Raw genomic sequence first — 1,195 nt, forward strand, 5'->3', positions numbered from 1 at the left:
CTGCTCTACGGCCATGGCGACGGCGGCGGCGGTGTCACCCGCGAGATGCTGGAATACATCCGCCGTGCAGACCTGATGGTCGGCCAGCCGGCCAGTACCTTCAGCAGCGCCGCGGATTTCTTCGCAGGCATGGAGGAGCGGCAGCCCAAGCTGCCCGAATGGCGCGGCGATCTGTATCTGGAGCTGCACCGCGGCACCTATACCACACATGGCCGTAACAAGCGGAACAACCGCAAGGCGGAGATTCTCTACCGCGAGGCTGAGCTGTGGCAGACCCTGGCCGCTCCTGCCATGAAGCCCGAGCTGCGCAGCAGCAGTGCCGAACAGCTGCATCACGGCTGGAAGCGGATACTGCTGAACCAGTTCCACGACATTATTCCCGGCTCGGCCATCACCGAAGCCTATGAGACTTCGGAGAAGGAATACCGCGAGGTGTTCGCCCTTGGTGAGGCAGCGCTGCAGCCGGGGCTGGAAGCCCTGGCGGCTCAGGTCACAACAGCAGGCGAAGGCCAGCCTTACGTGCTGTTCAACAGCCTCGGCTGGGCGCGTGATGCAGTCGTTGCCATTCCATGGGCAGATACAGACTCAACAAATACAGAATCAACAGATAGAGAACGAACAGATGCTGAACCAACGGATGGAGAACGAACAGATAATAATCGGAACTTAACGGCTTATGACGCGTCAGGAAATGCACTTCCGATAGATCTCTTCGCCGGTTTGCCTGCTGCGGACGTTGCGCTGGACCCGACAACAGATCACCGGACCGCTTACATTCATGTCCCGGCCATCCCGGCTATGGGGTATAAGACGATCTGGTTGAGACGCGGGGAACGGCCAACGCCGGGAAGCCTGGAAGCAGTGAATAGGCCGGAACGCACCGTCCTGAATGACCACTGGGAGACCCCGCACTACCGCCTGACGTTCAATGAACGGGGCGAAATCACCAGCCTGTTCGACAAAGCGGCCGGCCGGGAAGTGGTGCAGCAGGGCGGACGGGCCAACCAATTCCACTTCTTCCATGACCGTCCGACACTCTGGGATGCCTGGGATATCGACAGCCGCTATGAAGCCCAGCCCGCTGGCGAGGCCGAGCTGGTGGAGAAATACGTGCTTCACTCCGGCCAAGTCCGGGATGTGCTGAGATTCCGCTGGACGCTGGGCCAGTCGCTGATCACCCAGGATCTGATCCTGT

At 60.5% G+C, this 1,195-nt stretch carries 1 protein-coding gene; it reads left to right on the forward strand.

The window, feature by feature from the left end; genetic code table 11:
• Positions 1 to 1,195, forward strand: a 1,195-nt coding sequence (locus A3842_RS11340; RefSeq protein WP_305953386.1) for a glycoside hydrolase family 38 C-terminal domain-containing protein, incomplete at both ends; no start/stop codon positions are given.

This window comes from Paenibacillus sp. P3E (assembly GCF_001909045.1).
Lineage (GTDB): Bacteria > Bacillota > Bacilli > Paenibacillales > Paenibacillaceae > Paenibacillus_AQ > Paenibacillus_AQ helianthi.